This is a genomic window from Dellaglioa sp. CoH-57-MRSF-22 (assembly GCF_056781895.1).
Map to the genome: position 1 here is coordinate 1 of NZ_JBXAXT010000001.1, position 26,804 is coordinate 26,804.

Genomic DNA, 26,804 nt, shown 5'->3' on the forward strand with positions numbered 1-26,804 from the left:
TGTTCAGTTTTCAAAGATCTACTTGGTTGCTTTTGACAACTTTTATATCATATCAAGGATTTCGTTAATTGTCAAGAACTTTTTTAATTAATTAACTGGTCACATTTGAATTAGTTGTTTACTACTGAAGCAACGTTTATTACTTTACCAAGAATAATCACCTTCGTCAAGCCTTTATTTAAATTAAATCTAAATCAATGAATGTAAACGTGTACATCGTGTTTTATTATTACTTTTACTGCTGAAATAAAAGTAAAAAAAGAGTATTGTCACATAGCGACAATACTCTCATATAATATTATTCATCAAAAATAATCCTATAAAATAATTTAAAAATATTTATTGATTATCATCTGGTCTCATAGTTGGAAATAATAACACATCTCTGATAGATTGTGCATCAGTCATTAACATAACCAACCTATCTATTCCAATTCCTAAACCACCTGTTGGTGGCATACCATATTCGAGTGCTTCAATGAAATCTTCATCGATTCCTTCCGCTTCATCGTTACCATCTTCACGTTCTTCAACTTGGGACTCAAATCGCTCTCTTTGATCAATGGGGTCATTTAACTCAGTAAATGCATTAGCATATTCTGTACCTAAAATATACATTTCAAAACGATCCGTAAATCTTGGATCATCTTCATTTTTCTTTGCTAAAGGCGAAATTTCTAAAGGATGTCCATAAACAAAAGTAGGATCAACAATTGTATCTTCAACAAATTTTTCGAAAAATTCATTAATGATATGGCCAACTTTCCAATATGTTTCATATTTAACATGATGTTCATCTGCCAATTTTTGTGCTTCTTCAACTGACATTTCTTTCCAAAAATCCACTCCAGTTACGGACTTAATAGCATCTACCATATGAACTCTTGCAAATTTTTTATTAAAATCTACTTTTTTTCCATCATATTCAATAATTCCGTCATTTGAAATTACATCTGCGACTGCTTTAAAAATGCCTTCAGTTTCATCCATTACATCATGGAAGTCATAGTATGCAACGTACGTTTCAAGCATTGTAAACTCAGGATTATGTTTTGTATCAATTCCTTCATTACGGAACACTCGACCAATTTCGTATACTTTTTCCATTCCACCAACGATAAGTCGTTTTAAATGTAATTCTAGTGCAATTCTCAAGTATAGTTCAATATCTAACGCATTATGATGTGTTGTAAATGGTTTAGCTGATGCTCCACCTGCTTGGTTATGCAGTACTGGCGTTTCAACCTCAATATATCCATTACCATCTAAATAACGTCTTACAGCTGAAATAATTTGACTACGTTTCATAAATCGATCAAAGCTTTCACGATTTGTGATTAAATCAAGATATCTTTGTCTATAGATTTGTTCTACATTTTGCAAACCATGAAATTTATCTGGTAATGGTCGTAATGCTTTTGATAGGAAAGTAACTTCTGTTGGGCGAATCGTTAATTCACCCATATCTGTTTTCATAACATCACCTGTTATACCAACAAAATCACCAATATCTGAACGTTTAAAGATATGATATGTATCTTCACCTACAACATCTTTACGGACATATAATTGTAAACGTCCATCTTTATCCTGAATATCAGCGAAACTCACTTTACCTTTACCACGTTTAGACATTAATCTACCTGCGATAGTAGCTTGGATATCCATACCATCAAGTTCTTCTTTAGTTAATGCATCATACTTATCATGTAATGCTTTAGTCATGTCTTTACGTTCAAAGCGGTGTCCAAATGGATCGACCCCTGCTTCGCGAAGTTCAACAACTTTTTCACGACGTACCTTTAATTGATCATTCATACTTTGTTCTTGCTTTACCATATTATATCCCTCACTTAATTACATATTTCACTTACTATCATGCCAATTAACCCAATAAAATGCAACTAATTCTATGCTTCTTTTTGCATTAATTTGAATTCACGTTCTTTTGTATCTTCTAAAAATTTATCAAATATCGTTATCATAGTAGCTTCTGAATTTGCTTCATTCAATGCTGCTTTAGCACGAGCTGAACGCGAAATACCTTTTAAGTAGTATGCTGCTTGACTTCTGAATTCTTTAGGTCCAATAACCTCACCCTTTATCTGGCAAAGTGCGTGCAAGTGTTCTTTAGCAACTAAAATTTTATCAGATGCTGAAGGTTCAGCAATGAGTTCACCTGTTTCAAGGTACGTTGCTGTCTGCCTAATCATCCACGGATTTCCTAATGCAGCACGGCCTATCATAACAGCGTCGGCACCGACTTCATCTAACATCTTCTTTGCATCTTGTGGCGTTTTAATATCACCATTACCCATAAAAGGAATTGTTTTTAAATTACTTTTAACTTCATGTAAAATATTCCAATCTGCTTTACCATTATACAACTGGAAACGTGTTCTTCCGTGCATTGCAAGTGCAGCTGCACCACCTTGTTCAGCAGCTAAGGCATTTTCAACTGCTAAAATATGATCTTCGTCCCAGCCTGTTCTCATTTTAACTGTTACCGGAATTGACAGCTCATTAGTAACCGCATCAACCATTTCGTATACTTTATCTGGATCAAGCAACCAACGTGCGCCTGCGTCTGTTTTTGTTACTTTAGGTACAGGGCAACCCATATTAATATCGACTATGTCGGCTGACGTGTGTTCTTCAACAAACTTAGCAGCAGCAACCAATGTTTCCTTATCTCCGCCAAAAATTTGAACGCTAACTGGATGTTCTCTTGGATCTACAAACAACATGCTCAACGTTTTTTTATTTCTAAATTGGATTCCTTTATCAGAAATCATTTCACAAACTACTAATCCAGCACCAAAATCCTTACAAATCATTCTGAATGCCGCATTTGTTACACCTGCCATAGGTGCAACAACTACTTGATTAGGAATTAATATATCGCCAATTTTCCATTCCATTCTATTCACCTCATCGTTTTTTACACTTACTATTGTTTAGTATCATAACACAAATCATATATTGATAAAATTTATTTAGCTGAACCCTCTAATAATTTCATTAATTCATTTTCAGAATATTGATATCGATTTCCACAAAAACGACAAACAGCTTCGGCACCATGATCCAATTCGATCATTTCAGTGATATCGCTTTTTGGCAAACTAGCTAATGAACCGTAAAATTTATCTTTTGAACAATCACATTCGAACGCAACTGGCATTGTATCCAAGATATTAACATTTTCTTTACCAAACATCAGATATATAATATCTTCTGGCGTTTTACCATCTCTTAGCAATTCTGAAATCATAGGCATTTCTGCTAATTTTTTTTCTAAATTATCGATAACTTCATCAGTTGCGCCAGGCATTACTTGAATCATAAACCCACCGGCCACTTCGATTGTATTGTCCGTGTTCACAAATACAGATAATCCAACTGATGATGGAATCTGCTCTGATTTAGCTAAATAGTAAGTAAAGTCTTCGCCAAGTTCACCTGAAACCAATGGGACTTGTCCCGTAAACGGTTCCTTCATACCCATATCTTTTGTTACTGCCATTGATCCAGTTGTTCCAACGGCACCTTTAACATCAATTTTATTTTTTTCATTTAATGGTAAATGAACGTGGGGTTCACTCAGATATCCTTTAACTGTTCCATCAGCGTTACCATCAATTACGATAGCACCAACTGGCCCATCACCATTAATTTTAACGGTCATTTTTTCATCGGCTGACAATGTAGATGTACTTAGTAATAATGTTCCTATTAGGCTCCGCCCAAGTGCAGCTGATGCTGCGCTCCATGTGTCATGTCTCCTTTGTGCTTCAGCAACCGTATTTGTCGCAGTAACAGCATATACTCTTAATTTACCGTCAAAGGCCAAACTTTTTACAAGATAATCTTTCATTCGTTTTCTCCTTAAATAATTCATTTTAGACCAACAAGAACTCCGATAGATAATCCATCGGAGTTCTTAAGTAACGATTATTTATCGTCTTTATTCACTTTGGGGTAAAAAACAACCGTTTTAGATAAATCAACTTCATCTGTTTCTTCAGCTATTTTTTTTGCATCTTTACGTTCTAATTCTTTTTTTGTTGCTTCAAAAGAACCATCTTTTTCACTCGGAAATTCATTTGCATCGTCTTTTTCTGGCATTTTGCCATCTTCGAACAAGCTTAAAATTTCTTTTTCATCAAGTGTTTCAAATTCTAATAACTTATCAGCAATCAATTTATGCTGTTCTCTATGTGCTTCAATAATTTCTTTAGCAAGTTTCATACCTTCTTCAGATAGACGACGAACCTCAGAATCAATAATGTCAGCCGTATTGCTTGAGTAAGCAGCACTTGGTTGACCTGAACCACCAGCGAACATTTGGCTATTGCCTTCTAATTGAACAGGTCCGAGTTTTTCACTCATTCCATATTCAGTAACCATTGAGCGAGCCATTTGTGTTGCTTGTTGGAAATCGTTTGATGCGCCTGAAGATTGTTCATTGTAAACAATTTCTTCAGCTGCACGTCCACCCATTAATCCAGCAATTTGTTCACTCATATCTTTTTTAGACAATAACATTTGATCTTCTTTTGGTAACATGATTGCGTAACCGCCAGCACGACCTCGAGGGACAATTGTTACTTTGTGAACAACTCTAGCATCATTTAGGACTAATCCAACAATTGTATGTCCGGCTTCATGGAATGCAACTGTTTGACGTTCTTTTTCATTAATCGTACGATCACGTTTTGCTGGTCCCGCAATAACACGATCCTCAGCTTCATCCATATCGCTTGCATCAATTTTTGATTTATTACGACGAGCAGCTAATAATGCAGCTTCATTTAAAAGATTTTCTAAATCAGCACCAACAAATCCAGGTGTCTGCTTAGCAATAACTTTTAAATCAACATCAGATGCTAACGGTTTGTTTTTTGCATGAACATTAAGAATAGCCTCACGACCCTTAACATCTGGGCGACCTACTAAAACTTTACGATCAAAACGACCAGGACGTAAAAGTGCTGGATCCAGAACATCCGAACGGTTAGTAGCTGCAATTACAATCACACCTTCTGTACCCGTAAATCCATCCATTTCAACAAGTAATTGGTTCAATGTTTGTTCACGTTCATCATTACCGCCACCTGTACCAGAGCCACGACGACGTCCGACAGCATCAATTTCATCAATAAAGATAATTGATGGTGCAGTTTTCTTAGCATTTTCGAACAAATCACGTACACGACTTGCCCCAACACCGACAAACATTTCTACGAAATCAGAACCGGAAATTGAATAAAATGGTACTTCAGCTTCACCAGCTACTGCTTTTGCGAGTAAAGTTTTACCAGTACCAGGAGGTCCCTCTAGGAGAACACCTGATGGGATTCGAGCGCCTAAATCAGCAAATTTGCGTGGTGATTTTAAGAATTCAACAACTTCAACAAGTTCTTGCTTTTCTTCTTCTGCACCGGCAACATCAGCAAAACGAACTTTATTATCTTTTTTCTCGGAAGGTTTTGTTTTTGATTTACCAAAGTTCATCACCTTACCGCCACCACCGCCACCTTGTCCTGCTTGTCCCATCATAAGATAGAAAAAGCCGACCATTAATACAAGTGGAATAACCGTAATTGCTAATTGCAACCAGATACTATCTGATTGTTCTTCTTTTGTATCCATTTTTGTCTTTGTTGCTTCAGATGATTTCAAAATTTGTGCCATATTTGAATCATTTTGAATAACTGTTGACGTAAAGTTTTTAACTTTTGTTGTTTTCTTTGAAGCTGGAATTAATGAGAACCCAGTATCCTTGCTCTTTTCTGTTTGAGCTTTCTTATAAGTCCCTGTTATTTTGTAGACACCACCTGATGGTTGAATATCAAATGATTTCACTTGGTTTGATTGTAATTTTGAGACAAATTCACTTGATTGAATTTCTTGTGTTTCCGTTTTGCTGTTTCCATCAAAAAAGAAGTACATTACACCCATTATCCCAAGCATGATAACTATGTAAAATAAACTATTTTTAAAAAGTCCATTTTTAGGATTGTTTTTCATATCTACTCTCCTGCCCGTTTTTCTTTATTTTTATTTCAACTATCGTTTGAATAGGATACACTATATCACAATTGACATTCTTTGACCATTATTTTACTCTGTATAAATTTCAGGTTTCAAGACGCCAATATATGGTAAGTTCCTATATTTTTCAGCATAATCTAATCCATAACCAACTACAAATTCATTTGGAACTTCAAATCCTGCATAATCAACGTTAACAGTCACTTTACGACCTTCTGGTTTGTCCAACAACGAACAAACCTTAACAGATTTTACATTTCTATTGTTAAACAGATCGATTAAGTAAGCTAAAGTTTGTCCTGTATCCACGATATCTTCAACAATAATCACATCTCTGCCTTTAACATCAATATCTAAATCTTTGATAATCTTAATCTCACCAGTTGATACGGTACCATCCCCATAGCTCGAAACATTCATAAAATCAACTTCTGCATAATCTGCAACATTTTTAGCAATGTCAGCCATAAAAAGATAGGCGCCCTTTAATATACAAACAAGCAATGGATTTTTGCCTTGATAATCAGCGGTAATCTGTTTTCCTAATCGCCGAGTAACATCTTGAATTTCTTGCTCACTGTAAAGAACTTTTTTGATATCTTCATCCATACACTTTAGCCTCTTCCCTGACCTTGTTTTTTTAAAACGATTATGTCTTGTATTTTATCAGTTTCAACGGTGTCTGACAATTGAGATTTTTTATAATTTATTAACCAAATGATTCGCTTAGTATTAGTTTCTAATACCCAAGCCTGATTACGGTCATTACTACTTATTTTTTGATCAATAAATATTTTTTTTATTTTTTGTTTTGCACTATTTCCTATGTCGATATAATCGCCTGGCAACCGATGTCTCAAGCTAAGCCCCTCTTCAACAATAGAGTGATCAACCATCATATAATCTTTTATAGTTACTTCATCTAGATTAATCTCTTCAGCTTTAAATACGCCAATTTTTTCATTATTATTTAAATTAACCCATGAATTCATACCGAGTATTATTTTTTCAGAAGTACTTTCAATTATTTTCTCTTTTTGAATGAAATCCATGTACTCATATTTTTTAACAAATAATTGATCATCACCTAAATTAAGTTCACCCTGTGGTTTTTTTTCATTCAGCAGTAACTGGCTAATTTGCTGTATTTGGTCTTCTTTTAAGAAAACACCATGTTCTTCAGCGATTTTTTTCAATATCGGCTTTTGCCACCTTGTTTCCAACGTGGTCCACATTTTTATTTTAAATCCTGAAGCATATTTGATTTCTTTTATTTTTTCACTAATTGCTTCATCTGCTAAATCTAATAGGTTCGTTAACTGATCTGCATAACTTTGTGCATGCTTAATTACTTGTTTATTATTTTCAAGCATTTTCGGTATAATTTCTTTTCTAACTCGATTTCTAAAAAAATCACTTAATTGATTCGTTTCATCTTCAAAAAAAACAATGTTTTCATGCTTTGCGTACTGCCGAATAGCCTGTTTTGTGAACAAAAGTAACGGTCTAACTAACATCCCTGGTCCAAATGATCTAGTTTGACTGATACCCGTTAACTGTCTGATATCTCCGCCACGAATTCCTTTCATAACAAGTGTTTCGAGCTGGTCATCTGCTTGATGCGCTGTCATTAACGTTGCATAAGTTTCTGATACCATTATTTGCTCAAAAAAATCATATCTCATTTTGCGCGCTGCATTTTCAATACCATTTAATCCATGTTCATGTACTGGCCAAACTTTTTTATATAATTTAAATTGATGATCTAGACAATACTTTTCGATGAACTCAGTTTCAATACGGCTCTGCTCTCTTAATTGATGGTCAATGTAGGCAACGCCTATCTCAGGCCGGATTTCATCTGGTAATCGTTGCAACAAATCCATGAGGACCATTGAATCAACACCTGTTGAAACAGCAACCAGAATTTTTTCAGGACTACCAAGTAGCCGATATTGAGCCTCAAATCTTGTATTCAGCAAAACTTTTCTCCTTTTTTCATTAAAAAAAGAGTGGTTTAAAATTTTCATTTCAACCACTCATCTTTAAAATTCGTTATTAATTACGTCGGCCACCACGGCCACCGCGCTTACCTTCAGTACTTCTCTTTAATGAAACTAACCGATCTTCACTATCTTTCAAAAAGCCTGACAACAATGAATCGAAGTCATCTTTTTGAGGTTCAACTTTTTTAGTCTGATAGCGATTCTTACCACCATTTGATGGACGAGAACCAGTCGATGCGCGAGTATCTTTATTAAATGTTTTCTGTGGACGAGATTTTGTTTCTGTTACTTGAGGCTTATCAACAGCTTTTCGTATTGATAAACTTATCTTACCATCGTCGCCAATGGATAAAACTTTAACTGTGACTTCATCCCCAACAGTTAGTGCATCATGAATATCTTTGATGAATCCATCAGAAACTTCACTAATATGTACTAATCCTGTTTTTCTGTCACCCAAATCAATAAATGCACCGAAATTTGTAATTCCTGAAACTTTACCTGAAACTTTCTCTCCGACTTCAATAGACATAAAAAAGTTGTTCCTCCTTAGATATATATACCATACTAGTATACCACGCTATAAACCTTGATACAAAGTTAAATCACGGGTAATTCTATCCCTGATTGATTAGTTTTTTAAATTTGCTTTATCACTAGGAAAACTATAGACAGTTTCACCTTTTTTAGAGAAATAATATTTTTCACGAATTAATTTTAATAAATAATCGTTATCATTTAATTGTTTAATTTGAAATTTAAGATCTTTTTGATTTGCTTTAGCTTTTTTTAATTTCGTTTGTTCAACTGCTGTTTCTTGCTTATAATGTGCAACCTTAAGCTTGGTTGAAATTAACTGTACGCTAAAGAAAATGATTATAATTATTAAAACAGCTCCTAATCCAATCATACGGCGGCGGTGAATAGTTACCAATCGTTGATCTTTTTTTCTTTCTGTTTTATTAGCTTTCATAAAATCATTATCTAAAAATTTAATTTTCGATTTATTATCGGCCATCTTGTCTCCTAACCCAATAAAGGACTCCAATTAAAAATCGATAATTATCGACTTTCTTCTGTATAAACTTCAGAAACAACTTCATATAAATCAATTGATTCTGCTTTTTTCGTTGTTTCTTTAAGCGCCATAACTCGAACAGTCAGCGTTTTATTACCAAATTGGATTGTTAACTCATCCCCAACAACAACATCTGTTGAAGATTTTGCCATTTTATCATTAATCATAATTCGACCCTTATCTGCAATTTCTTTTGCAACTGTACGACGTTTAATAATACGTGACACTTTTAAAAATTTATCTAATCTCATTAGTTAATCCCCTTTATTTATCTTATAAATTTTTTTAAAATACGTTTTCCAAATGGAAAGCTTAGCCATTCTCGAATCGAAAATAATTCCCATTTAACTGCTAAACCACCAAATATTCCAGCACCAATAGATCCAGAAACGAGCGCTATAATGCCACTCAACAATCGCTTGTCATTCGTCCAATTAATTAACTGATTATCTAATAAATAAACCACAATTCCCATAATTACACAAATTAAAGTTAATTTCATCATAAATTTGGGATCAATTAGTAACTGTCTAATCTCACTGGGTGACATAACCCACATGGCAATTAATACAAGTAATAAACTTAAGATTGTCGCAATACTTGCTCCAACTGTTCCTAATATAGAAACTAGGTAAAAATTAATACTCATTTTAAGTAACAATCCGATAATCAAAGCAATGACTGACGTACGATACAATCCCAGACTCTGTAGGACGCTGTTGTATGTTCCAATAACTGCTGCTAAGAAAATACTAAACATATAAACCGATAATGTACCATTTTGAAGTTGATCCCCAAATAAAGATTGGTTAACAAGTGGCATAACAGCAATCAGTCCGATGGTTGCCGCCATCGATAACGCCACCGTTATGTGCACTAACATCCCAGCATATCGTTGAAAATCCTTTTTTCGGTTTTCACGACGGGCCGAAGCCAGAGATGGCAATAACATCGAAGAGAACCCAACAGAAATAACTAGTCCAAGTTGTACTAAAGGCTGTGCACGGTCATAGACTCCTTTTAACGATTTTGCAATATTATTTGAATAACCAAAGTGCACTAATCCGTTTTTCACTGTGAATGAATCAACTAATTGTAATAGCACCATCATTGCTGCAAATAGACAGATGATAAGACCCTCCGAAAATAATTTTTTAGAGGTTATCAGTAATCTTTGCCAGTTTGTTTGAAGCCTAGTCTTCCTAAATTCAACCCTGTAAAAGTGAATAAAAGAAACACTTGCGCCAATAGCACCAATAGTTGCCCCAAACATTGCCCATGCTCCCATCGAATATAATGACATATTATTTTCAACCGCAATGTATGCCGCTAAAATAATGAGTCCAACACGTAATAGTTGTTCAACAACTTGGGAGACAGCAGTTTTGTTCATTTCAAAAATACCTTGATAATAACCACGTCCCACTGCTAAAACAGGTAAAAATAAGAACATAAATGAAACACTTTTAATTAAGCCTGCTAACTGTCCATCACCCATAGCTGTCGCAATCCATGAAGCTCCTAATTGTAAGCCAGAAAAGATAACTAAACTAAATATACTTAAAACAATAAATATATCATGAGACAATTTTATTTTATCTTCTTTCGAAGGCTCTTCAGCAATTAACTTACTAATGTAGACGGGAAATCCAGTCAAAGCAAAAGTCATCCCTATCCCATAAATAGGATAAACTTGCTGATAAATATAGAAGCCCGTATCTCCGACTAAATTTTGGAATGGCACTCGGTAAATGGCACTCAAAATCTTGGCAATTAGTGAGGCAATCGATAGAATCATTGCACCACGCATTAAATGTCTAAGTTGCTTATTTCCCATATCATTTCGATTCCTTTTTTATTAGTTAGCTGCAGTCACTGACCCAACGGATTCGCTTAACGCTTGAATAAAGTTTTGTAATTCAATCAACCAGTCAGTCTCAGTCATCTTAGGTTGAATCACTAAAATCACACGCATTTGTTTGCCCTGAGTTTTTAATGACGCTTTTAATTTTGTTGCTGATAATGCCATGAAAATTGCTTCCGTACCCAGCAATGTCGTTCCTTTTTCTGAAACAGAAACAATTAACTGGTCTTTATCTTTTTTAATTTTATCAACTAATGCCTTATCGGCAAATAATTTAAGTAAGCCAATTTCCATTAAGTTATTCACTTCAGTTGGAAATTCGCCGAAACGATCAATTAAATCACCTTGTACTTCCAAATATTGATCATAATTATCAAGCTGTCGAATACGTTTATAAATTTCAATTTTTTGACGCTGATCATCAATGTAAGATGATGGTAAATAAGCTTCAATATTAATGTCAATTTCAGAATCTGATTTAGGCTCAGCTTTTTTACCTTGTTTTTTATTCACAGCTTCTGTCAACATCTGTGTATATAAATCATATCCAACAGAATCAATGAAACCATGTTGTTGTCGGCCCAATAGATTTCCTGCTCCACGAATAGATAAATCTCGCATAGCAATTTTAAATCCAGAACCCAATTCGGTGAAGTCTTTGATTGCTTCTAAGCGTTTTTCGCTCACTTCAGTCAAAACCTTATTAGGTTTATACATAAAGTAGGCATACGCAATTCGACTACTACGACCAACACGACCACGTAACTGGTAAAGTTGCGCCAATCCCATGTGGTCAGCATTTTCGACAAATAATGTATTAGCATTAGAAATATCTACGCCCGTTTCAATAATTGTCGTTGTTACCAACACATCATAGACACCTTGAATGAAATCATACAAGACATTTTCTAATTGATTTTCAGTCATTTGACCATGGATATACGCGACACTAGCTTCAGGAACCATAATCTCAATTTCTGAAACTACTTTTTCAATATCTTCAACTCGATTATGCAAATAAAAAACTTGTCCACCACGTTGAAGTTCACGTTGTATTCCATCTCGAATAGTTCCACCATTTTGTTCCATTACATAAGTTTGAATTGGGTAACGGTTCAATGGTGCCGTTTCAATTACTGATAAATCGCGAACCCCAAGCATCGACATATTAAGTGTCCTTGGGATTGGCGTTGCCGTTAACGTTAAGACGTCCACTTGTGACTTAAACTCTTTGAGTCGTTCTTTATGTTTCACACCAAACCGTTGCTCTTCATCAACAATTAACAATCCTAAATCAGCAAATTGAATATCTTTCGATAAAATTCGATGTGTCCCAACGACAATATCTAATGCACCACTAGCCATTTTATCAGTTGTTTCTTTAAGTTGTTTCTTTGTTCTAAAACGAGATAAAATCCCAATTTCAACTGGAAATCCTTCGAATCGATTAATCATTGTTTCGTAATGTTGTTGCGCTAACACCGTTGTAGGCACTAATAAAGCAACCTGTTTATTATCTTGAATGGCTTTAAAAGCGGCACGTAACGCGACTTCTGTTTTCCCAAAACCTACATCACCAATCAATAAACGATCCATTGGTTTCTTTTGTTCCATATCGTGCTTAATTTCATTTGAACTTCTAATTTGATCTTCAGTTTCAGAGTATGGAAATGCATTTTCAAATTCCATCTGATAATCGTTGTCCTTTGAAAATTGAAATCCAACTTCTGCTTCACGTTCAGCATACAATGCAACTAAATCATCAGCAATATCTTCAATTTTAGCAGCAACTTTATTTTTCGTTTTGGTCCATTCAGTACCACCCAATTTGTTAATTCTAGGTGACTTAGATTCAGAAGAAACATACTTTTGAACCATGTTTAATTGGGTTACTGGAATAAATAATTTAGCTTCATCCCGATAAGAAATTGTCATATAATCTTGATGTTTACCATCGACTTCTAATGTTTCCATTCCAATAAACTGTCCAATACCATGATTAACATGGACCACATAGTCTCCTGGTTTCAAATCTTGATAACTTTTAAGGCGTTCTGCATTCGCTAATGTTTGGCGTTTTGGACGTTTTTTAGTGACTTTGTTAAACATTTCATGTTCTGTCACAACAACTAAGTTTGCCATTGGCAATTCAAATCCAGCTTGTAAGTTACCTTCTACTACCTGAACTTTTCCTAACTGTAGGCTATCCAAAGTCGTCATGATAGAAGGAATCTCAAAATCATCCAAGGTTTGTGAGACTTTATCAAGTCGCTCTTTATCTTGAACCATAACAATAATAGTCTGTTTCTTTTTTAACCAACGATCCATTTCTGTTTTAAGTAATGGCATTTGGCTAAAAAATTGTTGCATGGCATGTCCTGGTACATCAATCAATTGATTAAATTTGAGGTGACCCATTCCTTTTTGAAAATGAGCCAGAAATAATTCAGCATGCGATTCATTTTTCAATAAATCTCGTAATTCAAATCCAAAAACACTTGTAGACAAAACTTGATGTGTTTTTAACTTATCTGCCATCCAGTTATCTTCATCTAGTTTAAGCGTCTTTTCAGCTTCTAATAATCTCGGATAATCGTCCATTACAATTAAACCATTGCTACCCAAGTAATCTAACAGACTTGTTTTACCTTGATAAATAATATCGCTAAATAATAAATGTTCCGGAGCTAAGCGTCCTTTTTCAAAATCACTCATAAGCGGCATAATATTTGATTCTAATCGCTCTTGATCATCATTATCTAATCGCTTATATTCAACACCATACGCTTTTTTTAATGTTTGACTAGCTTCCAATAGCATAGCGTCAGTCGCAATAAAATCTGTCGCGGGTATAATTTGAATCTGGTCCACATTCTCTAAGCTTCGTTGATTAGTCACATCAAAATAACGTAATGAATCTATTTCCGTATCAAATAAATCTAGTCTAATTGGGTTTTCTACGGTCAATGGGTAAATATCCAAGATAGAACCACGTACAGCAAAATCCCCAGGACGTTCAACCAACTTTTGACGTTGATAGCCCATCGTAAAGAGTTGAGTTTCCGTGGCTTTCAAATCAATATCTTTTCCAACAGCTAAGTTTAATGTTGCTTGTTTCCACGTTGAAACAGGTGCTAGAAAACGTCGTAACCCCGAGATTGATGTTACAACAATCTTTGGTGTTCCTTCTAATAGAGCCTGAAGCGTTTGGACACGTTCACTTTTAGATTCTGGTGAACTTGTTGCCAGTTCTGCAGCTAATAATTCTTCAACTGGGAATGTAAGCACATCTTCTTCATTAATAAAGTTAGTTAAATCTTCATTTAATTGTGTTGCATGAAATAAATTATCTGTCACAACCAACATAGATTTTTTTTTATCTTTAAAAATAGTAGCTAACATCAATGTTTTAGCTGAACCCGTTAGTCCAGTTAACAATTGTCTTGTATTAGGTTCAATATTTGTTAGCCAGTTATCTACACCAGGAACAGTCTGCATCATTGCTTCTAAATTCATTATTCTACCCTTTACCCTTTTCTAAACAGCTTTTTCTTATTTATGGTTATACTTGTTCATCGTATTCATAAAATCATCTGTTTCCAACCAATCCTCAATTGCTAAAGTTGCTGTATTGATTGCATCACCTAAGTCTTTTTCTTGGTTTTTAGAAAATTTCGTTAATACCCAATCTACGACAGAAACTTTGTCTGGATGGTCAATACCAATTTTAATACGTTTAAATTCCTGTGTTCCTGTATGTGCGATAATGCTTTTCAAACCATTATGTCCGCCTGCTGATCCTTTTTGACGTAATCGAATCCGACCAACTTCTAAATCAAGATCATCGTTCACAATAAGGATGTCTGAAACATCAATTTTATAGAAATCCATCAACGGTCTAACAGCTCGACCTGAATCATTCATATAAGTAGATGGTTTAACTAAGACAATTTTTTCACCATTTAAATTAAACGATGCCACTTGCGCTTCATACTTGCTAGATCCAAAATCGGCATTATGTTGTTTTGCAAATACATCTACTGTAGCGAATCCGACATTGTGTCTTGTTCCATCATACTTTTGCCCAATATTTCCTAAACCGACTATCATTTTCATTTTAATTTCTCCTTTAAATAAACGCAAACATCTGGGCAAGTTTATTCAACTTACCCAGCATTTCGACCCTATTCTTTTCTTTCAACTATTATACCATACTCGATTTATGAAAATTTTGTGAAAGAACTCTCTCATCTAGTATGTTTTTTCACAAACAAACATGTTATAATTATTCAGTAATAATTATAGCTCTGAAAGGATGAATTATTTTGACAAAAACAGAAAATCATCAAAAAGTTATCTTAGTCGGCGATGGCGCCGTAGGTTCTAGTTACGCATTCGCAATGACACTCCAAGGTGTCGGCGAAGAATTCGGTATCATCGATGTTGCGAAAGATCGCACTGTCGGAGATGCTTTAGATTTAGAAGATGCAACACCATTCGCATTTCCTAAACGTATCTACTCAGCAGAATACTCTGACTGTGAAGATGCAGATCTTGTCGTTATCACTGCTGGTGCTCCACAAAAACCAGGTGAAACACGCCTTGACCTTGTAAACAAAAACTTAAACATCTTGAAAAGTATCGTATCTCCAATCGTTGAATCTGGATTTAAAGGTATTTTCTTAGTTGCTGCTAACCCAGTTGATATTTTAACTTACGCAACAATGAAATTCTCTGGTTTCCCTAAAGATCGTGTTATTGGTTCAGGTACTTCACTTGATACTTCACGTTTACGTGTTGCTTTAAGCAAATTAACTGACATTACAGATCCTCGTTCAATCCATGCTTACATGATGGGCGAACATGGCGATACAGAATTTGCTGCTTACTCAGCTGCAACTGTTGGTGGTCTTCCATTCTTAGATTGGGCAAAAGCTAACAACATTTCTGATGACCAACTTGCTAAAATTGAAGATGACGTTCGTAACAAAGCTTACGAAATTATCAACAAAAAAGGCGCAACATTCTACGGTATTGGTACAGCATTAGCTCGTCTTTCAAAAGCAATTTTGCGTGACGAAAATGCCGTATTACCTGTTAGTGCATACATGGACGGACAATATGGTTTGAACGATATTTATATCGGTACACCAGGTGTTGTTAATGGCCAAGGTCTTGCACAAATCATCGAAGTACCTTTAAGTGATGTTGAATCTAAACGTATGACTGATTCAGCTGCTACTTTGAAACAAGTATTAAATGATGGTCTTAAAGCATTAGGTGAATAATTTTTAATTATTTTCCAAAAAAGGAACGGAAGACATTCTTCCGTTCCTTTTTTAATACAATTTTAATAGTCAAATTACTGTTAAAAAGCTTTTTTTATGGTATTATAAAAATGTAAATGAGAAAAATTTAATATTTGGAGGCGCCTATATGTTATTAAATACTTTAGTTAAACCATTAAAAGAACTAACAACCGTCCGTGAAAGTGTCACACTTGAAGAAGCACTTACGGTCCTAGAAAATTCTGGATTCCGTTGTGTGCCAATCTTAGATGAAACGGGTCAAATTTTCCGTGGTAATATTTATAAAATGCATATTTATCGTCATAAATCACAGGGTGGCGATATGTCACTTCCTGTTACTTATCTTCTTAAAAATGCGACTAAGTTTATTTCATCTGATTCAGCTTTCTTCAACGTTTTCTTTTCAATTAAAGACTTACCTTATATTGCTGTTTTAAATGAAAACAACTATTTTGAGGGTATTTTAACACATACACGTCTTCTAGATATGTTGTCTCAATCATGGAATTTTGATGTTGGTAGTTATGTCTTAACTGTTATTTCAGCTGGCGAACGTGGTGATTTAGTTGATATGGCTAAAATCATTACAAAATATTCATCAATTGCTAGTTGTATGACTTTAGATGTTAAAGAAGGCGAATTATTACGCCGAACATTATTCACATTACCAGCTGGTGTAAACCAAGAAAAAGTTGATAAAATTGTTGATAACTTAGGACGTAAAGAATTTATTGTTTCTGAAATTGAAGATTTACGTAGTTAGACAAAAAAACAGACCCTTTCGGGTCTGTTTTTTTAATGCATTCTTTTATCAAAGTGAATAGCACGATCTAAAACGAGCATTATTGGTGCTGTAATTGTCATTATTACAAATTCAGATAATGCTGTTGTACCGTAAGTAGGCCAGAACGGTAAGCTCGCTGTAATGTTCAACATAATAGCGATTAAAAACATGGTAAATGAGAAAACCATAATATTTAAAAGCATTTTTTGCCACATTTTCTTAAACTTAGGACTAACAAAAATCACAATTAAAAGACCCATGATTGTTTGTACGCCCCCAAAAAGAACATCTAACGGACTGCTGTAAAAGAGATTAAATAAGATAACCCCTAATGAAACACCCCAGATATATTTCTTATTGAAAAGTACTAAGTGATTCAATCCTTCTGATAGTCGAAATTGAATAGCACCACTAGCCATGTTCACCATTCCTGGAACAACTGCCAATACGATATAAAGTGCAGCGATTAAACCATTAATGATTACCTGGTTTACACGATTATTTTTTGTCATTATTAATAGACTCCCTTAGTTTTTTAGCGTGGGATGGTTACGAACCACGTTTTTTTATGTCTTTTTACTGTTTATTTTTCTTTATGTATTGCTGAAACAAGTCCAACACTCATTCTAAGCGCATCATCAACCTCAAGCATACTTTTTTTCGATACATGCGTGATACGATCTTTTAGACGTTGCTTATCAATTGTGCGAATTTGCTCCATTAGTATAACTGAATCTTTTTCAATACCATCTCTACTTGCTAAAAGTCCAACATGTGTTGGCATTTTAGGCTTCTGGATGCGCGCCGTAATGGCGGCAACGATGACTGTCGGACTATAACGATTCCCAATATTGTTTTGGATAATGAGAACAGGTCTCATACCGCCTTGTTCAGAACCAATAACGGGCGATAAATCTGCATAGAATATATCACCACGTATGATACTTTCAACCATCTTATCCCAACTCTCTACATAATTTGAAGGTGCAATAACACTTCATCTTCAGATCCTTTAAAATCATTACAGATTTCACTATTCAATTGTCCCATTTCTGAGTAGCCATCAATTAACTCATCCATCATTTTTTTATGACTTAAAATAGAGTTAAATATTTCGCTATCCTTCAACGCTTCATTGGTAATCGAATAATATGCACAGTAATCGGCTATATGACTCATTGCTACTTTCTCATTTTTATCCATCTGCACTTCCCCCATAGAATTACACTCTACAGATAGTTTACCATAGCAAACTAAGCAAATAAATACTAATTTAGGTAGACATGTGGTACTCGTCCTGAAAGTGCACAGATTATTTCATAATGAATTGTTTCAGCGTACGTTGCAACATCCTGTGCTGTAATCATTTCATCGCCATCTTGGCCTATTAGAGTTACTTTTGTATCATTTGGCATTTCATGTGGCAATCTAATCATTAATTGATCCATGCAAACTCGACCAATTATTTCGCAAAATTGACCGTCGACTAATAGTTTAAAGCCTTGCATCTTTCGGGGCATACCATCTGCATACCCAATTGGTACTGTACCAACCCATTCATTTTCTTGAGCTTGATATGTAATACCGTAACCAACTGAATCACCTGCATGGATTTCTTTCACATAACTTAATTCAGATGTTAATCCAAATGCTGGTTTTAACGCATAAGGTAGTTCTAATTCACCACCAGATGGATTTAAACCATACATTGAAATGCCCATCCGAATCATATTACCGTTGCAAGCAGAGTGCCATAAGCTCGTTGCAGAATTAGAAACGTGTACATAACGAGGTCTATCAGAAACTACTGACATCAATTCATTAAATTTTGACATTTGTTTTTTAAAATACGAATCATTAGGAGAGTCTGCTGTCGCAAAGTGAGTAAAAACCCCTTCAAAGTTTAATGTATTTTGATGACTTCCAAGGAAATTAATTGCCTCTAAAAACGGTTCTGCTTCTCTAAAACCAATACGACCCATTCCTGTATCCAATGCTAAATGAACGGCCAAAGGCGCTAATTTTTCTTCACTCAGTAACTTATTAGCTTCTTGTAACCAGCCAAGTTCTGAAACAGTTACAGATATTTTGCTTTTTGCCAGTAACGGTGCATATTCAACTTTCGTTAATCCCAGAATCAAGATAGTTTCAACAAACCCGGCTTCTCGTAACGCTAATGCCTCATCAATTATTGCCACACAAAAACCTTTTACACCAGCATCTTTTGCAACTTTAGCTACTTCAATCAATCCATGACCATACGCATCAGCTTTAACAACAGCAAAAATAACCGTCTCATCTGTTAATGTCTTTTTTTCAGCTGTGATATTTGCCTTAATAGCTGCCCTATCTACCACGATTTGGGTTGGACGATGATAACCTACAACCATTTTTACATCCCCTTTTCTTGATTTTCTAAAATAACTTCAGTCATAACTAAATTGTTCGTATGAGAAATTGAAATAAAGCCATTACCCTCAAAAGGGTGCTGCGTAATTATCGGTTTACCAATTTCATTATTTAATATTTCAACATCTAAAAAGCCAACTTTATCCCCTATTCCCGTTCCAAAAGCCTTACTGTATGCCTCTTTGGCGGAAAATCTTCCAGCAATAAATTCGTCTTTATGACTACCTTTTAATTCATCAAATTGTTTAATTTCATTTGTTGTGAGAATCTTTGTTATAAATTCTTCATGTTGTTTTGCCAACTTTACTACTCGATCAATATCGGCAATATCAACACCAATTCCATAAATCATATTATCACCTATTTCTTTTCATTGATATCCTTGTTAAGTTTATCAAATTTATTCATTTTCTGCACTAAAATCGTTTATATTTTACCTATCAATATTGTAAGAATAGCAATTTTAAACAAAAAAAGAGACCTAAATTAATAGGTCTCTTTTCAATATTCAAATTAATCTTTTGTTCTGATTGTGAAGTTACGTTTTGGTGCGCTACTTCCGTTTGAACGGTTGTCATTTGAACGATTATCGCTTGAGCGGTTACCTTTGTAACCTCCGCCACCATTACCATTGCTACGGCGATCGCTACTTCCGTTACGACGATCTGAACTTCCACCGTTACTACGGTTTCCGCCACCATTACGGTTGCCTTGGTAACCACCACCGTTGCCACCACGACGATTTCCACCGCCATTGCCGCTACGACGGTTGTTTCCGCCACCACCGCCACCCCCCTTACGTCTAGGTAATGGGCGTTCTGGTGTAATCTTAACAGGTACTTGTGATGAATCATTTTTAATAACATCACTAAGTAATGCTGCAACTAAATCAGCAACTTCAAACTTAGCCATTAATTCAGTAGCTTGTTTTGCATATTTTTTAGTATCAGTTTTGTTAACTAAGGCAGTAACGTCAGCGATTGCTGTTTCAATTTGACCAGCAAATGCTTCATCATCTGTAGGTGGTGTTAAAGCCACCATACGTTTCTTAGTTAATTTTTCGATTTGACGTAAGTAATCCATTTCATTTGGTGAAACAAATGTCAATGAAGTTCCTTTATGTCCGGCACGGCCTGTACGGCCAATACGATGGACATAACTTTCAGGATCTTGAGGAATATCATAGTTAAAGACATGGGTAACCCCAGAAATATCTAAACCACGAGCAGCAACATCAGTTGCAACTAAAATATCAAGTTTACCTGATTTAAATTCACGTAAAATACTCATACGACGTTGTTGTGATAAATCACCATGGATTCCTTTAGCGTTGTATCCGCGCATTTCAAATCCTTTAGCTAATTCGTCAACACGACGTTTTGTACGACCAAACACGATTGTTTGTGTTGGGTTTTGAGCATCATACATACGTGTCATGATATCAAATTTTTCGAAATCTTTTGAGATTACGTAGAATTGATCAACTAAGTCAGTTGTTAATTCTTTTGCCTTAACAGTTACCAAAGTTGGATCTGTCATAAATCTTTCACCAATACGGCGAATAGCAGTTGGCATTGTTGCAGAGAATAACAATGTTTGACGTTCGTCAGGAACAGTTGTTAAGATGCTTTCGATATCTTCAACGAATCCCATATCTAACATTTCATCAGCTTCATCTAAAACCAAAGTTTTAACATTACCTAATTTAACGGTGCGACGACGAATATGATCTAATAAACGTCCTGGTGTTCCAACTAAAATTTGAGGTGCGCGATTAAGACTCTTGATTTGACGACGAATATCAGACCCACCATAAACAACTTGAACTTTAGCATGTTTTTCTTTACCTAAACGGTAAAGTTCTTCTTGCGTTTGAATAGCAAGTTCACGTGTTGGTGAGATGATAAGTGCTTGAACTTCATCTTTTGTTGTATCAATTGTATCTAAGATTGGTAAACCAAATGCAGCAGTTTTACCAGTACCTGTTTGTGCTTGTCCAATAACATCTTTTCCTTCTAAAGCCATTGGAATTGTTTCAGATTGGATAGGTGTTGCTTCTTCAAAACCGCTGCGTTGAACGGCCTTTAGTAGTTCATCGGATAGTCCTAATTCTGTAAATTTCAAGTATAAATTCCTCCTAATGTGTTTGCAAACTAACATGCTTCACAACACAGTTAAGAGTTCGTCGTCAATTACTGTCTTGTAAAGTTAAATTAATTTAAGTCTGACCCTTCATGAGTCACTATTTAAACTATAATAGCACCTTAAATAATATTAAGCAACTCTCTAATTACTTTGTAAAGCCGATAAAACGGTTTCTAAATGAACGCCATGGCTTCCTTTAATCAAAATAGAATCTTTTTCAGTACGTATTTTTAATAAATCTTCAACCATAGCTTCTTTTTCATCTAAATCATAATAATGAAGATGTTGATCATCATACTTTGATTTTAATGCTGTTGCTAAAGATTTTATTTGTTCTCCGTAAAGATAAACGCTTTGAATTTTTTCATTATCAAAACTATCAGCCAAGCTGAGATGCATATCGCTAGATTGCTCACCTAATTCAAGCATATCACCCAAAACAACCATTCGATTACCTTCAACATCGCTGTTTGAGAATGCTTTGATAACAGCTTTTGCAGCTGTCGGATTTGAATTATAGACATCACTTAAAATTGACTCGCCCAAATGACCTCTAAGCCACTCTGTCCGATTCTTCGTTAAATCAAAATCACTAAGCGCCTTTACAATATTTTTAGGTGACACACGATAATGACGACCAACTGAGATAGCAGCCATCGCATTATCTACGTTATATGTGCCAATCATTGGAATTGTAAAATTAAAATCAGCCATTTCTCTCACTTTAAAGCTAGTCATTGTTTGATTGCCGACAACATTTGAAACACTCAAGTCAGCACTTTCACCATGACCGAAGCCAAATGATTGCTGTTCAATATTGGAAACACGTTCTCTTAATAACGGTTCATCTGCATTATAAACCAACAAGCCGTCTTCTTTCAGCCCATTCACAATTTCCATTTTTGCATCCGCAATTTTATCTCGCGTACCAAAAAATTCGATATGTGCTTCGCCAATCATCGTAATAACAGCGACATCAGGTTGTGCAATTCGACTTAAAAAGTCTAACTCACCAGGATGATCCATCCCCATTTCGACAACAACAACTTCCGTATTAGGTTCTATACTTAATAAAGTCATCGGTACGCCTAAATGATTATTGAAATTCGCTTCCGTTTTACAAACATTATATTGCTGACTTAAAATTTCTGTAATCATATCTTTAGTTGTCGTTTTACCGTTACTACCAGTAACTGCGACAACTTTAGGATTAATTTTATCCAAGTAATGTTTTGCTAAATCTTGGTAAGCCATTAATGTGTCATCTACTAAGATAGCTGGGATTTTCGTTGGCATTGTATCTTGATGGTCAACTGCCCATAAAGTCGCTGTTGCACCATTATCAATCGCACTTTGGATATAATCATGACCGTCATTTTCTGCCACAATAGGTACAAATAAACTGCCTTCCGTTAGTTGTCGACTATCAAATGAAACACTCGATATATTAATTGGTTCATCAGTAATTTCGTTCTTGGCGCTAACTGCGCTCGCAATTTCAGTTAATTGCATTTTCATTATATAAACCCTCGCATTCATATGACCATTAAATCTATTGTTTACTATTATTTGCCTGATTTTTTTTCAATGCTAATTGTAATAATTCTTCAATTAAATCACTGTAACTCAGCCCAACGGCTTCCCACAATCTTGGATACATTGCATTTTTATAAAATCCTGGCATTGTTGTAATCTCATTTAAATAAATATCTTGGTTAGCGCTAATTAAAAAATCACACCTAGCAAGCCCTGATCCATCAATAACCGCAAAAGCTGTTTTAGAAAAACCAACTATCTTATCCAATAATTCCTCATCGAGTTCAACTGGAATTCTGGCTTCGTGATCTTCCTTCATTGCAAGTTTACGATCATAGACGTCATCAAACGACAAAATTTCTCCTGGTACACTTGTTGCGATTTCTTCGTTACCTAATAATCCAATTTCAATTTCACGTGCTACAATGCCTCGTTCTACAATCACTCGAGGACCAAGTTCAAAAGCATTATCAATTGCATATTGTAATTCAACACTATTATTCACCTGTGTAACACCGATTCCTGAACCCAAATTAGATGGTTTCACATACATTGGATAAAGTAATTCGCCCTCACATCTGGCAATCACACTTGCAGTGTTATTTTCCCAAGACTGTGAGTCAATCGCTTGGAATGGTACAACCGGAATTCCGGCTTGTTTAAAGAGTAATTTACTCATTATTTTATCATTACCGACAGCCGATGCTAGTACACTGTTACCAACATAGGGGATATTCAACGTTTCAAGTAGTCCTTGGACAGTTCCATCTTCACCATTTGGGCCATGTAAGACAGGAAAAACCACACTATCTTCAGGGTCAAATCCATTTGGCAAAAATTTTATTCCAGTTGAATTTTCATGATTATTCGTTGCTTGTCCTTTTTCATCTGTTTCTCTAAGTCTTAAATTATCAACAAATTTAACTGGTTCGTTAAGCGTCTGACCTTGCAGCCAATTCCCCGTTTTCGTAATATAAACTGGAATTACCGAATAGTATTGGTAATATATCGCTTGTGTTATTTGAAAAGCAGTTGAAAGTGAGATCTCATGTTCTGCACTTTTACCACCATAGAGTAAATAAACTCGCATTCGTATTGCCCTCCATTTTTTGCACGTCCTATTGTACCATTCTTTTTAAATTCAACAAAAATAAAAAAAGATAACATAATAATACGTTATCTTTTTAGAATATAATACTGTCTTCAAAAGCAGATTTGTTAGAAACTTCGATAAACCATTCTTGATCTACAAATCGATACTCCAAATTAGCAACTAACTTGGCACTTTCTGTCTCCAATGTTGGCTCATGCCACTTCATCTGAGAAACGTTATCTATCATAATATAGACAGGTAATATTAACTTCGTATTATTAATTGTGATCCTTGAAAAATCTAATATTACACCTTCAACAAATAATGGCATTAATTCTTCAACAATTTTTTTAGGTATCTTTTTCAACGTCATAGGACGTCGTCTAAACAGACCATTTTTTTCACGATACGATTGATTCGCATGTCTAATAATTGATTTAGAAAAAACATTATAAAATTGCGTTAAATAACGATAGTAGATTTTTAATGCATCATTTGGTAACGTTAAAAAAACGTAGTCATTCTGCAATTTATAGTAAAAAGGTGATTGAATATGAGAAAATGCATGTCCCAAATATAAGAATTCTGCTACTTCTCTTGGTGTTATTAATTCTAAATCATCTTGACTATCGAAATCAATCCAACTTTGCTTTAACCCAACAGTCTTTTTATTCAAATAACGTGCAGTATCTTCTTCCCCGGTTACCGTGTTAAATCCTGTTGCGATGTCAATTTCATTTTCATAATCCACTGGGTTTAACGATAAAATATTAGTTGGTAATCTGGGAATGCTTGTTATGAAATCTTCTTTGGAAATCCCATATGATAAAATCAAATGAGAAACCGTTTCAACATGAACGTAGACTAAATTGTCTCTCACCACTATCATCCCCATTTTATAAAATAGTTTACATTGCTTCTAATCTTTCAATTCTATCTTCCATCGGTGGATGTGTTTGAAATAATCCAGTTGTTTTTTTCTTCAATGGATTTGAAATATAAAGTGCCGCACTACTTGGATCGGCACGTTCCATTGGTTTACTATCAGAAATTTTTTCCAACGCATGGATTAGTCCTTGCGGATTACGCGTTAATTCAACAGCAGAAGCATCAGCCAAATATTCTCTGTTTCGAGAAAGTGCAAGCTGAGCAATTGTTGCTGCAATTGGTCCTAAAATAACCAATAATAATGATAAAATCATCAAAATAATTTCTAATGATCCGCCACCTTCTCGATCATCACTTCGACGGCGACCTCCGCCCCACCAAAATGAGTTCATTCCAATATTTACTAATAATGAAATTGCTGCCGATAATGCTAATGCAATTGTTGATAATCGAATATCGTAGTTGCGTACATGCGAAATTTCATGCGCCATAACGCCTTCTAATTCTTCACGATTTAATCGATTGATTAAGCCACTTGTTGCAGCAACTGCCGCGTGTTCTGGATTATTTCCCGTTGCAAACGCATTAGGACTATCATCTTCAATAATAAACACTTTTGGCATTGGAACTTGGCCCACAATCGCCATATCTTCAACAACATGCCATAATTCAGGTGCATCATCGACTGATTTTATTTCAGTTGCATGATTCATACTCATGACAACGCTAGTTGATTGTGAAATCATCAATCCCATATAAACAACTGCAATGACAACAGCCATAAGTAGTCCAGAAACAGCACTATTGAAAAAAACATAGCCAACGGCACTACCAATCGCAACCATCAATAAAACAAAACCAATTAAAACATAAACTGTTTTGCGCTTATTTCGCGCGATTTGATCATATAGCATTAGTTATCTCCTAACTGTTTAATCAAATGAAACGTTGGGTACAGCTTTTTCAGCTTCAGGGACTTCAAGATATTCTACTTTTGTAAAATGATGAATTCCGGCAACAATGTTACTTGGAAATGATTGAATTTTTGCATTTAAACTTGCAGCAGTTGAGTTAAATAGTTGACGTGAATAAGAAATTTTATTTTCTGTATTTGATAGTTCTTCCATTAACTTAGTGAATTCTGTGTTAGCTTTTAAATCTGGGTAACTTTCAGATAACGCAAAAATACTTTTCAATGATTGACTCAATTGATTAGAAACTTCCATTGTTGTTTCATGTGCATCCGTTGGTACTTGTGTTAATTGATTACGTAATTCAACTACTTTAGCAAATGTTTCTTTTTCGTGAGTTGCATATCCCTTAACAGTTGAAACTAAGTTAGGAATTAAATCATTACGACGTTTTAATTGGACGTCAATTTGACTCCATGATTCCTCAGTCCGGATTTTTGCTTTTACTAAACCATTGTAGCCGCTAATGTACATAATAACTAAAAGTACTACGATAACTCCGATAATAATCATTGCCATAATTTTCAGTCTCCTCTTTAAATATAAAGTGTCTTATTTTAGTTTCTATTCTTAATTATCATACCAAAGTTAGACCCTTTTAGAAAGCAATTAAGCTAACGGTTACACCAATTTATCTAACTAGTTTTAATAATGTGATTATTAT

General features: G+C 34.9%; 25 protein-coding genes and 1 riboswitch. Of the genes, 2 read left to right on the forward strand and 23 right to left on the reverse strand.

Features of this window, described 5'->3' with window-relative positions:
* Nucleotides 1–339 precede the first annotated feature (339 nt).
* The 12 genes from lysS to pth form a co-directional block, all read right to left on the reverse strand.
* The gene (lysS, locus tag AC1RPR_RS00005; RefSeq protein ID WP_481760847.1) at nt 340–1,839 is read right to left on the reverse strand and encodes a lysine--tRNA ligase; all 1,500 of its coding nucleotides are present in this window, start codon (nt 1,837–1,839) and stop codon (nt 340–342) included.
* Nucleotides 1,840–1,910: 71 nt separating this feature from the next.
* A complete protein-coding gene (gene dusB / locus AC1RPR_RS00010) occupies nt 1,911–2,921 on the reverse strand; it encodes a tRNA dihydrouridine synthase DusB (protein ID WP_481760848.1) in 1,011 nt (336 codons plus the stop codon).
* 71 nt (nt 2,922–2,992) lie between these two features.
* Entirely contained in the window at nt 2,993–3,877 is an 885-nt protein-coding gene (hslO, locus tag AC1RPR_RS00015; RefSeq protein ID WP_481760849.1) for an Hsp33 family molecular chaperone HslO, read from the reverse strand.
* A gap of 77 nt (nt 3,878–3,954) precedes the next feature.
* Nucleotides 3,955–6,033 (reverse strand): ATP-dependent zinc metalloprotease FtsH, encoded by a 2,079-nt coding sequence (gene ftsH / locus AC1RPR_RS00020; RefSeq protein ID WP_409021575.1) that lies wholly within the window; start codon nt 6,031–6,033, stop codon nt 3,955–3,957.
* 93 nt (nt 6,034–6,126) lie between these two features.
* On the reverse strand, nt 6,127–6,666 hold the full coding sequence (gene hpt / locus AC1RPR_RS00025) for a hypoxanthine phosphoribosyltransferase (protein ID WP_409021576.1): 540 nt from the start codon (nt 6,664–6,666) through the stop codon (nt 6,127–6,129).
* Nucleotides 6,667–6,671: 5 nt separating this feature from the next.
* Nucleotides 6,672–8,039, reverse strand: a complete 1,368-nt coding sequence (gene tilS / locus AC1RPR_RS00030) for a tRNA lysidine(34) synthetase TilS (protein WP_481760850.1) — start codon at nt 8,037–8,039, stop codon at nt 6,672–6,674.
* 76 nt (nt 8,040–8,115) lie between these two features.
* Nucleotides 8,116–8,595 carry a S1 domain-containing RNA-binding protein gene (locus AC1RPR_RS00035; RefSeq protein WP_481760851.1) on the reverse strand — a complete coding sequence of 160 codons (480 nt, stop codon included), beginning with the start codon at nt 8,593–8,595 and terminating at the stop codon, nt 8,116–8,118.
* A gap of 99 nt (nt 8,596–8,694) precedes the next feature.
* Entirely contained in the window at nt 8,695–9,081 is a 387-nt protein-coding gene (locus AC1RPR_RS00040) for an FtsB family cell division protein (protein ID WP_481760852.1), read from the reverse strand.
* Nucleotides 9,082–9,125: 44 nt separating this feature from the next.
* On the reverse strand, nt 9,126–9,392 hold the full coding sequence (locus AC1RPR_RS00045) for an RNA-binding S4 domain-containing protein (RefSeq protein WP_481760853.1): 267 nt from the start codon (nt 9,390–9,392) through the stop codon (nt 9,126–9,128).
* Between the two features lie 17 nt (nt 9,393–9,409).
* Nucleotides 9,410–10,978 (reverse strand): putative polysaccharide biosynthesis protein, encoded by a 1,569-nt coding sequence (locus AC1RPR_RS00050; RefSeq protein ID WP_481760854.1) that lies wholly within the window; start codon nt 10,976–10,978, stop codon nt 9,410–9,412.
* Between the two features lie 21 nt (nt 10,979–10,999).
* The gene (gene mfd / locus AC1RPR_RS00055; protein ID WP_481760855.1) at nt 11,000–14,521 is read right to left on the reverse strand and encodes a transcription-repair coupling factor; all 3,522 of its coding nucleotides are present in this window, start codon (nt 14,519–14,521) and stop codon (nt 11,000–11,002) included.
* Between the two features lie 36 nt (nt 14,522–14,557).
* Complete coding sequence (gene pth / locus AC1RPR_RS00060; RefSeq protein WP_409021584.1) at nt 14,558–15,121, reverse strand: aminoacyl-tRNA hydrolase; 564 nt, start codon at nt 15,119–15,121, stop codon at nt 14,558–14,560.
* Nucleotides 15,122–15,330: 209 nt separating this feature from the next.
* Between pth and AC1RPR_RS00065 the strand changes: the two genes are divergently transcribed.
* Entirely contained in the window at nt 15,331–16,293 is a 963-nt protein-coding gene (locus AC1RPR_RS00065) for an L-lactate dehydrogenase (RefSeq protein ID WP_409021585.1), read from the forward strand.
* Nucleotides 16,294–16,441: 148 nt separating this feature from the next.
* Entirely contained in the window at nt 16,442–17,077 is a 636-nt protein-coding gene (gene cbpA, locus AC1RPR_RS00070; RefSeq protein WP_409021586.1) for a cyclic di-AMP binding protein CbpA, read from the forward strand.
* A gap of 32 nt (nt 17,078–17,109) precedes the next feature.
* Here the strand turns inward: cbpA and AC1RPR_RS00075 are convergent, their stop codons facing one another.
* From AC1RPR_RS00075 to AC1RPR_RS00125, 11 genes are all read right to left on the reverse strand, one after another.
* Nucleotides 17,110–17,610 carry a QueT transporter family protein gene (locus AC1RPR_RS00075; RefSeq protein ID WP_481760856.1) on the reverse strand — a complete coding sequence of 167 codons (501 nt, stop codon included), beginning with the start codon at nt 17,608–17,610 and terminating at the stop codon, nt 17,110–17,112.
* Between the two features lie 9 nt (nt 17,611–17,619).
* A riboswitch (PreQ1 riboswitch) is annotated at nt 17,620–17,664 on the reverse strand.
* 17 nt (nt 17,665–17,681) lie between these two features.
* Complete coding sequence (locus AC1RPR_RS00080) at nt 17,682–18,053, reverse strand: type II toxin-antitoxin system PemK/MazF family toxin (protein ID WP_409021588.1); 372 nt, start codon at nt 18,051–18,053, stop codon at nt 17,682–17,684.
* 14 nt (nt 18,054–18,067) lie between these two features.
* Nucleotides 18,068–18,301: a hypothetical protein gene (locus AC1RPR_RS00085; protein ID WP_481760857.1), complete on the reverse strand. Its 234-nt coding sequence runs from the start codon at nt 18,299–18,301 to the stop codon at nt 18,068–18,070.
* Between the two features lie 65 nt (nt 18,302–18,366).
* Nucleotides 18,367–19,488, reverse strand: coding sequence for an alanine racemase (alr, locus tag AC1RPR_RS00090; protein WP_481760858.1), 1,122 nt, complete (start codon nt 19,486–19,488; stop codon nt 18,367–18,369).
* A 2-nt stretch (nt 19,489–19,490) separates the two neighbouring features.
* Nucleotides 19,491–19,859: a holo-ACP synthase gene (gene acpS / locus AC1RPR_RS00095; protein WP_481760859.1), complete on the reverse strand. Its 369-nt coding sequence runs from the start codon at nt 19,857–19,859 to the stop codon at nt 19,491–19,493.
* Nucleotides 19,860–20,020: 161 nt separating this feature from the next.
* Nucleotides 20,021–21,631, reverse strand: coding sequence for a degradosome RNA helicase CshA (gene cshA / locus AC1RPR_RS00100; RefSeq protein WP_481760860.1), 1,611 nt, complete (start codon nt 21,629–21,631; stop codon nt 20,021–20,023).
* A 162-nt stretch (nt 21,632–21,793) separates the two neighbouring features.
* A complete protein-coding gene (locus tag AC1RPR_RS00105; protein ID WP_481760861.1) occupies nt 21,794–23,170 on the reverse strand; it encodes a UDP-N-acetylmuramoyl-tripeptide--D-alanyl-D-alanine ligase in 1,377 nt (458 codons plus the stop codon).
* A 34-nt stretch (nt 23,171–23,204) separates the two neighbouring features.
* Entirely contained in the window at nt 23,205–24,278 is a 1,074-nt protein-coding gene (locus AC1RPR_RS00110; RefSeq protein WP_481760862.1) for a D-alanine--D-alanine ligase family protein, read from the reverse strand.
* Between the two features lie 94 nt (nt 24,279–24,372).
* A complete protein-coding gene (locus tag AC1RPR_RS00115) occupies nt 24,373–25,161 on the reverse strand; it encodes a hypothetical protein (RefSeq protein ID WP_481760863.1) in 789 nt (262 codons plus the stop codon).
* A gap of 28 nt (nt 25,162–25,189) precedes the next feature.
* Nucleotides 25,190–26,083, reverse strand: a complete 894-nt coding sequence (gene htpX, locus AC1RPR_RS00120) for a zinc metalloprotease HtpX (RefSeq protein WP_409021596.1) — start codon at nt 26,081–26,083, stop codon at nt 25,190–25,192.
* Between the two features lie 18 nt (nt 26,084–26,101).
* Nucleotides 26,102–26,659 (reverse strand): LemA family protein, encoded by a 558-nt coding sequence (locus AC1RPR_RS00125; protein WP_409021597.1) that lies wholly within the window; start codon nt 26,657–26,659, stop codon nt 26,102–26,104.
* Between the last annotated feature and the right edge of the window lie 145 nt (nt 26,660–26,804).

Bases quoted from the DNA above. Each gene is read 5' to 3' on its own strand.
- lysS (WP_481760847.1), bottom strand. From the start codon at position 1,839: ATGGTAAAGCAAGAACAAAGTATGAATGATCAATTAAAGGTACGTCGT.
- dusB (WP_481760848.1), bottom strand. From the start codon at position 2,921: ATGGAATGGAAAATTGGCGATATATTAATTCCTAATCAAGTAGTTGTT.
- hslO (WP_481760849.1), bottom strand. From the start codon at position 3,877: ATGAAAGATTATCTTGTAAAAAGTTTGGCCTTTGACGGTAAATTAAGA.
- ftsH (WP_409021575.1), bottom strand. From the start codon at position 6,033: ATGAAAAACAATCCTAAAAATGGACTTTTTAAAAATAGTTTATTTTAC.
- hpt (WP_409021576.1), bottom strand. From the start codon at position 6,666: ATGGATGAAGATATCAAAAAAGTTCTTTACAGTGAGCAAGAAATTCAA.
- AC1RPR_RS00035 (WP_481760851.1), bottom strand. From the start codon at position 8,595: ATGTCTATTGAAGTCGGAGAGAAAGTTTCAGGTAAAGTTTCAGGAATT.
- AC1RPR_RS00040 (WP_481760852.1), bottom strand. From the start codon at position 9,081: ATGGCCGATAATAAATCGAAAATTAAATTTTTAGATAATGATTTTATG.
- AC1RPR_RS00045 (WP_481760853.1), bottom strand. From the start codon at position 9,392: ATGAGATTAGATAAATTTTTAAAAGTGTCACGTATTATTAAACGTCGT.
- AC1RPR_RS00050 (WP_481760854.1), bottom strand. From the start codon at position 10,978: ATGGGAAATAAGCAACTTAGACATTTAATGCGTGGTGCAATGATTCTA.
- mfd (WP_481760855.1), bottom strand. From the start codon at position 14,521: ATGAATTTAGAAGCAATGATGCAGACTGTTCCTGGTGTAGATAACTGG.
- pth (WP_409021584.1), bottom strand. From the start codon at position 15,121: ATGAAAATGATAGTCGGTTTAGGAAATATTGGGCAAAAGTATGATGGA.
- cbpA (WP_409021586.1), top strand. From the start codon at position 16,442: ATGTTATTAAATACTTTAGTTAAACCATTAAAAGAACTAACAACCGTC.
- AC1RPR_RS00075 (WP_481760856.1), bottom strand. From the start codon at position 17,610: ATGACAAAAAATAATCGTGTAAACCAGGTAATCATTAATGGTTTAATC.
- AC1RPR_RS00080 (WP_409021588.1), bottom strand. From the start codon at position 18,053: ATGGTTGAAAGTATCATACGTGGTGATATATTCTATGCAGATTTATCG.
- AC1RPR_RS00085 (WP_481760857.1), bottom strand. From the start codon at position 18,301: ATGGATAAAAATGAGAAAGTAGCAATGAGTCATATAGCCGATTACTGT.
- alr (WP_481760858.1), bottom strand. From the start codon at position 19,488: ATGGTTGTAGGTTATCATCGTCCAACCCAAATCGTGGTAGATAGGGCA.
- acpS (WP_481760859.1), bottom strand. From the start codon at position 19,859: ATGATTTATGGAATTGGTGTTGATATTGCCGATATTGATCGAGTAGTA.
- AC1RPR_RS00105 (WP_481760861.1), bottom strand. From the start codon at position 23,170: ATGAAAATGCAATTAACTGAAATTGCGAGCGCAGTTAGCGCCAAGAAC.
- AC1RPR_RS00110 (WP_481760862.1), bottom strand. From the start codon at position 24,278: ATGCGAGTTTATTTACTCTATGGTGGTAAAAGTGCAGAACATGAGATC.
- htpX (WP_409021596.1), bottom strand. From the start codon at position 26,083: ATGCTATATGATCAAATCGCGCGAAATAAGCGCAAAACAGTTTATGTT.
- AC1RPR_RS00125 (WP_409021597.1), bottom strand. From the start codon at position 26,659: ATGGCAATGATTATTATCGGAGTTATCGTAGTACTTTTAGTTATTATG.